The sequence below is a fragment of the bacterium genome (genome assembly GCA_026416715.1).
Lineage (GTDB): Bacteria > UBP4 > UBA4092 > JAOAEQ01 > JAOAEQ01 > JAOAEQ01.
The window spans coordinates 1-8,426 of record JAOAEQ010000040.1 but is presented as its reverse complement, the minus strand read 5'-3'; the positions used below and the strand labels follow the sequence as shown (position 1 = coordinate 8,426).

Annotated in this window: 8 protein-coding genes; 6 read left to right on the top strand and 2 right to left on the bottom strand. The window is 39.5% G+C overall.

Annotated elements, in window-relative coordinates; all coding sequences use genetic code 11:
- Window positions 1-380: 380 nt before the first annotated feature.
- The 6 genes from N3A72_12195 (at window position 381) to N3A72_12170 (ending at window position 6,760) form a co-directional block, all read left to right on the top strand.
- A complete protein-coding gene (locus N3A72_12195; GenBank protein ID MCX7920336.1) occupies window positions 381-1,841 on the top strand; it encodes a long-chain fatty acid--CoA ligase in 1,461 nt (486 codons plus the stop codon).
- Window positions 1,842-1,903: 62 nt separating this feature from the next.
- On the top strand, window positions 1,904-3,103 hold the full coding sequence (locus tag N3A72_12190) for an acetate/propionate family kinase (GenBank protein MCX7920335.1): 1,200 nt from the start codon (window positions 1,904-1,906) through the stop codon (window positions 3,101-3,103).
- A gap of 36 nt (window positions 3,104-3,139) precedes the next feature.
- Complete coding sequence (locus N3A72_12185) at window positions 3,140-3,622, top strand: hypothetical protein (GenBank protein ID MCX7920334.1); 483 nt, start codon at window positions 3,140-3,142, stop codon at window positions 3,620-3,622.
- A gap of 60 nt (window positions 3,623-3,682) precedes the next feature.
- Window positions 3,683-4,153 (top strand): hypothetical protein, encoded by a 471-nt coding sequence (locus N3A72_12180; protein ID MCX7920333.1) that lies wholly within the window; start codon window positions 3,683-3,685, stop codon window positions 4,151-4,153.
- Between the two features lie 19 nt (window positions 4,154-4,172).
- Window positions 4,173-4,709: a ferritin family protein gene (locus tag N3A72_12175; GenBank protein MCX7920332.1), complete on the top strand. Its 537-nt coding sequence runs from the start codon at window positions 4,173-4,175 to the stop codon at window positions 4,707-4,709.
- 218 nt (window positions 4,710-4,927) lie between these two features.
- Window positions 4,928-6,760, top strand: coding sequence for a bifunctional homocysteine S-methyltransferase/methylenetetrahydrofolate reductase (locus tag N3A72_12170; GenBank protein ID MCX7920331.1), 1,833 nt, complete (start codon window positions 4,928-4,930; stop codon window positions 6,758-6,760).
- Between the two features lie 359 nt (window positions 6,761-7,119).
- Here the strand turns inward: N3A72_12170 and N3A72_12165 are convergent, their stop codons facing one another.
- Complete coding sequence (locus N3A72_12165) at window positions 7,120-7,395, bottom strand: M48 family metallopeptidase (protein ID MCX7920330.1); 276 nt, start codon at window positions 7,393-7,395, stop codon at window positions 7,120-7,122.
- A gap of 2 nt (window positions 7,396-7,397) precedes the next feature.
- The coding region (locus N3A72_12160) for a type I restriction endonuclease subunit R (GenBank protein MCX7920329.1) at window positions 7,398-8,426 on the bottom strand (1,029 nt) is incomplete at its 5' end.

Sequence of the window (8,426 nt, the reverse complement as noted above, 5' to 3'; positions counted from 1 at the left end):
AAATTAAAATGCACACGTTAAACAATAGGGTAGCATATACGTTCTTTTGTTGTCAATATTTCATCAGTGTTATTAGTGTTAAAAATAAAACGACTACTTTACTTACCTATCTATCGCTTCTAAGGGATTGAAATATAGACAGATTAGATGACTTATTTGCTTATACAAAATAAAATTACTCGTCGAAATGAAATTTATTTACTATAAAAACTGCATATAAGCTAGAATAGTTTTGAATATAATATTCATCATTTTCATTGACCGAAGGCTGAATCTATGCTAAATTTAAGAAGTAGCGATACTCCGGAATTAGGAAAATATGTTTTTTTACCGTAACCTTTTCCTATACTGCGAGTAAATCTCACTAATGGGATACACTTATGAATCTTCCAATTCGGTTACAACAAAGTTGTCGTGCAAAAGGAAATACCGTCGCAATCAACTATGAATCTGAGCAATTGACCTATACACAGCTCTGGTTGCGGATTCTCGGGGTTGCGAAAGAACTGCGTCAGCTCGGGATAAAACCGCAGGAACGAATCGCGTTATTAATGGAAAATAGCGCCGAGTTTATTATCAGCTATTTCGCAATTCTAGCAACCGGTGCGACGGTAGTTCCGATAGAAACAATGGCGGTTCCGCGAGAAATCTTGTTTGTTCTCCAGAATGCAAATATATCTCGATTGATAACCTCTTCTTTATTCCAGCAAATCGCTGATACGATAAAAACGCAGATACCAAATCTAGTTATTATTTCTCCGAGTAAATCTATTGCCACTGAACAAGAATATCTTGTCCCGGAAATAGATGAAACTGACGTAGCGGTAATAATCTATACCTCCGGAACAACCGGCAACCCGAAAGGAGCGCAGTTAACACATCGGAATCTGCTCGCGAATACCGAATCATGTATCCAGGTTATTCAAAGCACTGAAAATGATAAGTTTCTCTGTATTCTGCCGTTATTCCATTCGTTTGCCGCAACGGTATGTATGTTAACACCTTTATTGTCTGGTGCAACAGTTGTCCCGATGAAAGTATTCCGACCGGACTTAGCTCTTAAACTAATGGAAAAAGAGAAAATAACCGTATTAGCGGCGGTGCCGTCAATGTATCTAGCACTCGCGAAAGCGGAACCGAACACTGCGTTCGATTTATCCAGAATAAAATATTGTATTTCCGGTGGCGCTGGGCTGCCCTTAAAAGTTATGGAATTATTTGAATCACGGTTTAAGATTCCGATTTATGAAGGATATGGTTTATCAGAAGCTTCACCGGTAGTCTCACTGAATCCGCTGGGAGGGAAACGTAAACCTGGCTCAATCGGGCTGCCGATACCGGGAGTAAAAATGCGCGTGGTTGATGATAACCTGAACGATAAACCGATTCGCGAAATAGGCGAAATTGCGGTGCAAGGAGATAATGTTATGCTGGGTTATCTCGGGTTACCAGAAATAACCGAACAAACGATTCGGAATAATTGGTTATTAACCGGCGATTTGGGATATCAAGATGAAGATGGTTATTTTTATATTGTTGACCGGAAGAAAGAAATGATTCTAGTTCGCGGATTAAACGTTTATCCGCGGGAAGTAGAAAATGTGCTCTATTCTCATCCGGAAGTGTTAGAAGCTGCGGTTATCCCAGTTCAAGATGAACGGAGTGGCGAAGTACCAAAAGCGGTAGTCGTTTTGAAAACACCGGGGGCAGTTTCCGAATCGGATTTAATTGCGTTTTGTCGGGATAAACTATCTGCGTATAAAGTTCCGAAATATATCGAATTCCGCGAAAGTTTGCCAAAAACTAGTAGTGGAAAGATTCTGAAAAGAGCGTTAGTGTAAATCGTTCAAATCAATGGTACCATTTGCAGATATTCACACTCTGATATTTGGATTTTCCAAACATGAATATACTGATCGTTAACGTAGGAAGTACTTCCTTAAAATATAAAGTATATACATTTCCCGAAGAAATTATACTTGCGCAAGGAAAACTCGAACGTATCGGAAGCCCAGATGCTATCGTTTCACATACGACTACAGGGAAAAACGCTTATCGCAATGTTGAACCAATTCAAGATTATACTACTGCAATTCAACTTGCAATTCGGTTATTAACCGATAACCAGTTCGGCGCAATAGCTGATGTTACAGAGATATCGGCTATCGGCTTTAAAACGGTTATCGCTCAAGGGATTACCGGTTGCGTTATCCTAGATGAAACCGTCCTAGCCGCTATGGAAGAGTTTGCCGCAGTAGCACCGAGTCACAATCCCCCGTATATTAATGCGATTAGAAGTTTTAAAAATATTTGTCCGGAAACACCGTTACTCGGTCTGTTCGAACCGTCATTTCACCGAGATATCCCGACGTATGCATATCAGCTTGGAATACCGCTCCATTTAGCAGAAAAATATGGAATTCGGAAATATGGATTTCACGGTGCTTCGCATCGGTATATTGCTGAACGAGTTACGCAACTGCTCGGTTCTAAATATCGACTTATCTCATGTCATCTTGGTGGCAGTTCATCGCTCTGCGCAATTAGAGATGGAATATCAATTGATACATCAATGAGTTTCTCACCACAATCGGGAATTATTCATGCGAATCGCATCGGCGACCTTGACCCCTTTGCAGTCTTATATCTGATGGATAAAGAGAACTTAACTACCAACCAGATTCGAACTATCTTATGTAAGGAGAGTGGTTTATCTGGTATCTCCGGAATTAAAGGCGGCGATATGCGAGATATTGAATCCGCAGCAAAACAAGGGAATACGCGCGCGATAACTGCAATTGATACTTTTGCATATAGTGTGCAGAAATATATCGGGCAATATCTGGTTGCATTAGAAGGGATAGATATACTTGTTTTTACGGGTGGAATTGGCGAACATTCAGCGTTGCTTCGCGAAAAAATATGTCATAAATTATCGTTTTTAGGTATCAAACTGGATATATCGAAGAATCGGAGTGTTGTAGGAGAGAAACCAATCCACACAGAAGATTCAATTGTTCAACTCTGGGTTATCCCGACAAATGAAGAGTTGATTGTTGCTCGGGCAGTGAAAGATACGATTACGCGTCAAGACAGCGTCTAAAAACACCGATACTCCCATACTCCCATACTTTTCTAAATGAAGTACCATTACAAGCGAACCTATAAGATTCTAACTGCTCAAGAACAGGTTATCCAATATTTTGCTGATTACCTGAGCGGTTTGAATGTAAAAATTATCGAACAAACTGAAACTTCGCTCCGATTCAAATATACCGGTAGTTTCCTCAAAGCAACCCATCCTATCGCCTGGGTTTCTGACGGATATATTACAATCAGTCCGGCATCGGAAACTCCCGAGCGAAGAGTACTAAATATTTCCATTCAATTTAATATCAAAAATATTCAACGGTTTCTGATTCTATTTCCAATCATTCTTTGCGGTGCATTAACCCTGCTCGCGTATAGTATCCTTGGTTCATCCATTACCGAGATTATCCGCGCATTAGGTACATTGTATCTTCTCGTTATGTTATCAATGCTGCTTGGATATATCTTTGTTAAACAGATTATGTTCCAATTTTTTCAATCACTCTGTAATTCGCTTTCTCTCTCAAAATAAGTTGCACTTTCCAGCTATTCTTAGGTATACTGAATTAACAAAACGGGTTTTCTTATTCTTATGGATAACGAATCGTTAGAAATTTTGGATTTATTAATTCAAATTGAACGAGAAATGGCGCGATTATATTTTGATTTTGCTATGCTCTTCCAACTAGACCCAGACCAGCATTCATTCTGGCAGAATATCGCTATGGAAGAAATCGACCATGCTTCATTTCTCGAAAGCCAGAATCAGATTATTTCGGCAATTGCTGAATTGAAGTTTGTCCAGTTTATTAACCGTGATAAACTCAACAAGACGTTACAGGAAATCCGCACAACTCGGTCACGATTGAATGATGCACCTTACACGCATCAGCAAGCAATTGAACTCGCATTAACGCTGGAAGTTGGATATAACGAACATTTGTTACGTCATTCACTCAAAATTGAAATCCCGGAATTACGGAATATTTTACAAACCTTGGAAACGATGAATGAAAAACATATCCAGCTGCTATCAAAATATAAGCTGGAACATAAATCTTAAACGAAGGAGATAATTAGGTATGATACAACCGACTAAAGAAGTGCTTGATGCATTACATTTTGCGTTGAAACTCGAATTGGATAGTGCCGCGTTCTATCAAGAAACAGCGAAAAAAGCAACGAATCCGTTAGGAAAAGCAACCTTCAAATCGCTGATCAAAGAAGAACTTGGACATATTGATATGGTAAAAAAAGCGTATGTTACTTTTACCGAAGCGAAAAACTGGAAGGAAGTTAAAAAGCTTCTGCCTAAGAAATATGATAAAACGAAACAGACAATTTTCCAGATTAAAAAAGCAGAACTAACCAGAAAACTTGATTTGAATTCAGACGATTTGCAAGCGTTACAAACTGCGATGGAAATTGAACGTGAAGGGTATACATTTTATGCAAAGGCTGAACAGGATACCCTTGACCCAATCGGGAAAAAATTCTACGCTTTCCTGAAAGAAGAAGAGAATCGGCATTGGGAATTATTAGAAAATACCTATGAGTATTTAAAAGATCCGGCACTTTGGTTTGCTAAAGAAGAAAAACATAGTTACGATGGCGGATAAAGATGCTATCGGCAAAATGATTAGTATCAAAGCTCTTTCGAATCCTTTGCCCCTACTTTAGTCTTGGGGAGATAAGGTTTTCGCCTTAATCATCGTTCAAACCTTAAGGGCTATTAACCTCGAAGTCAAGCATAGTCGAAATTATTCTGGATAGGTAACACTTTTTTTTTTGCGCATAAGTACACTCAAATATTAATAACAACAAAAGGAATAATACCGTGCAAAAATCGTTTTTAGATGCGTTAGAAGAAGGAGTTCTGGTTTGCGATGGAGCGATGGGAACAATGCTCTATGCTAAAGGGATTTATATTAATCGGAACTTCGATGAACTGAATTTATCAGCGCCAGAGTTAGTCCAACGTATCCATCGTGACTATCTTGATGCCGGCGCCGAGATACTTGAAACTAATACATTCGGCGCAAATCGTTACAAACTTGCTGCGTTCGGTTTAGAACATAAAGTCGCTGAAATCAATCAGGCAGGCGTAAAATTAGCCAAAGAGATTGCGGGTGATACAGCGTTTGTTGCTGGATCAGTCGGTCCGTTAGGGAAATTTGTTGAACCACGGGGTCCCATCTCGATTCAGGAAGCAAAATCTGCGTTTCAAGAGCAGATTACGGCGTTAGCGCAATCTGGTGCGGATATTATTATTCTTGAAACATTTGCTGATTTATTCGAAATAAAACTTGCAGTGCTATCGGCAAAAGAAGTTTGTTCACTGCCGATAATCGCGCAAATGGCATTTACTGAAGAAGGAGTTACTGCCGCAGGTTTTTCGCCGGAAGAAGTAGTTACGGAACTTGAATCGCTCGCAGTAGCGGTAGTAGGGGTAAATTGCAGTGCTGGCCCGCAACCGGTTCTCGACGTCATCGAACGAATGGCGAAAGTCCGACGAGGGAAACTATCCGCACAACCGAATGCGGGTCAACCGCAAATGATTGATGGACGGTTTCTCTATCTAGCGTCGCCGGAATATTTAGCGGAATACGCACGACGATATGTTACGCTTGGCGTTAGCATAGTTGGCGGATGTTGTGGAACCACCCCAGACCATATCCGCGCTGTTAAAGCGATGGTGAAAATGCTCCATCCGCCGAAAGCAAAACCGATTCCGATAACCGCAACGCCGATTGCGGAAGCGGCAAAACCAGTGGTTATCCCAGCAAAACCGGAGGAAAAATCAGCGTTCGGTAAGAAACTCGGGAAGAAATTTGTTATCAGTGTTGAACTTGACCCACCCCGAGGAACCGACCCGAAAAAGGTTATTGACGGAGCGAACGCGCTATATCAAGCTGGAATAGATGCGATTAATGTTGCGGATAGTCCACGTGCGATGGCACGAATGAATCCAATATCACTATGTCGCTTAATCCAAGAGCAAGTCGGGATTGAAACGATTGTGCATGTTACAACTCGCGATAGGAATCTGCTTGGTTTACAATCTGATTTAATCGGCGCTTTTGCGCTTGGTCTCCATAACATCCTAGCGGTAACTGGTGACCCGCCTAAACTCGGCGATTATCCGAACGCAACTGCAGTGTATGATGTTGATTCAATCGGACTAGTTCAAATCATTCGACTCTTGAACCAAGGGCAGGATTTAGCAGGAAATAACATTATCCCTGCGACCAAGTTTCTGATTGGAGTTGGCGCTAATCCTGGTGCGCCGGATTTGGAAAAAGAAATTGAACGATTTGAAAAGAAAGTTAACGCCGGAGCAGAATTTGCGTTAACGCAACCGGTATATGAAATCAAAATGTTTGAAAATTTCCTGAAACGAATTGACCATCTTAAGATACCGATTCTAGTCGGTATTCTTCCACTTCGGAGTTATAAACATGCAGAATTCCTGCATAATGAGGTGCCAGGAATGAGTATTCCTGATAAGATTAGAGAACGGATTCGACTCGCAGGAGATAATGCACCGAATGAAGGTATCAAAATTGCGCAAGAAGCGTTACTTGAAGCGAAATCTATGGTCGCTGGCGCTTATCTCATGCCACCGTTTAATAAATACGAAATCGCTTTAGAAGTACTGCAGGTTTTATAGCATCGTAGATTTGAACGTGATTTCTCCCACTACCAATTCGTGCGAGTATCTATTGTTTCTTAGCAAAATTCTGTAATTCTCTAAAGATTCAGCTATGCTACGCCGAGGGTTTCAACAGTTGTATGGTGAAAGTAATCTATTTTCTCGGTTTCGGAAAGTATCTCGGGTAGCTAGGAATGATTAGCTAACTATTTTATTTTTTATTCTCTGATTGTTCATAGCAAAACTACCAGCTTGCGCAAATCAGGTCATTTATTCTTTCAAATTCTTCTCGCGAGATTCTGTTATATTCATTATCTAGCTCTCTTCTACCCGCTGCTTTTTTCTCATTATAATGTTCGTTTACAATGAAAATTTAATTATCTCCTATACAACTTCTTTTCGTAATCTTTCAACAATAATTTGAATAGTTTTCCGTGATTAGGATATCTCAGATGAAGAAGTTCATGAATTATTATTTTATACCGCACTTCTTTTGATTCTTCTAAAATCCCTGTGCTGAATGTTAGTCTACCTTTGCTTGAACAACTGGCAAGTTTTCTCTTCATTTTTCTGATATGGATTACTTTGGGAAGTAGCCCTATTTCCTTTGCAATTGTTTTTACTTCATTCTTAAATACTTCAGGTGAAATCATCATTAGCTTATCCCTTTGAGTTTTTTTATCATATCTTCTATTATTTGGCTTAACATTTCTAAATTTTTAAACCCTTCCTTCATTATCAAGGCATAAAATTCTTGCCTTACCTCCTTCTCTTGTGTTTCGCTTGTTTTCCAATAGGGATACCTCGCAAACACTGTTTTTATTTCATTCGCAAGTTCTTCTGGTTTAGGAATGGATTTCTGTTTTAATATCCAATACACTGTAAATACTTCAGGAGACATTCCTTTTTTACCCTGTTCTTCCTGGGCAGAGTGTATCTCCACTATAAGTTTCTTCAATTCTTCTAATGTCTCCTCGGTAGTCTTCTGTCTTTCTTTATACATTTTTAAGATTACTTCTGCCTTTTCTGCTATTGATATAAGATAGGGTGAGGTTTTTCCTTTACTATTCAAGACATACTCAATGCTTTTTATAATATTAAATATTTTCTCTGTATCAGACACTCTACTCTTCTCAATAAGTGATAGAGTATTTTCGTTTATCTCATATATTTCCAGAGCAGGTTTTATGACTCCTACTTTGGTATGGTCAGCTATGAGTGTAGCAGTTTTCCTTGCAAAATCTCTATTCAGAGGGATTTTGGTCTCATACGCTTCCCTGAGAATTCTATACATTCTTGCTAAAGTCTCAAAATCATCTAGATATTCTCGCAAAAAAGCATCCGGTGAAAGTATCTCGTATAAGTCCTGTAGTTCACGGAAGAAGAGGTAATAATCCTGTCTTTTACTTTCCTCAATAAAAAACTCTAAAACTTTCTCCACTGCCTTATCAGCTGTTAAGCCTTTTATCAGACTCAAATAGTTATCTCTTGCCTGTTGCATTTTTTCGGCAAACGCATGTTTCAACGCTGCAATATCTTGTATCACGCCTGCAATATCAACTGAATCGAACGACAGGGCTTTCTCAAGCTTGTCAAAAATTCCGACAAAATCAAGAACAAAACCGCAGGGTTTCTTTCTTCCTTCTTCATCCTCGTAAGGTCTATTCACTCGTGCAATAGCCTG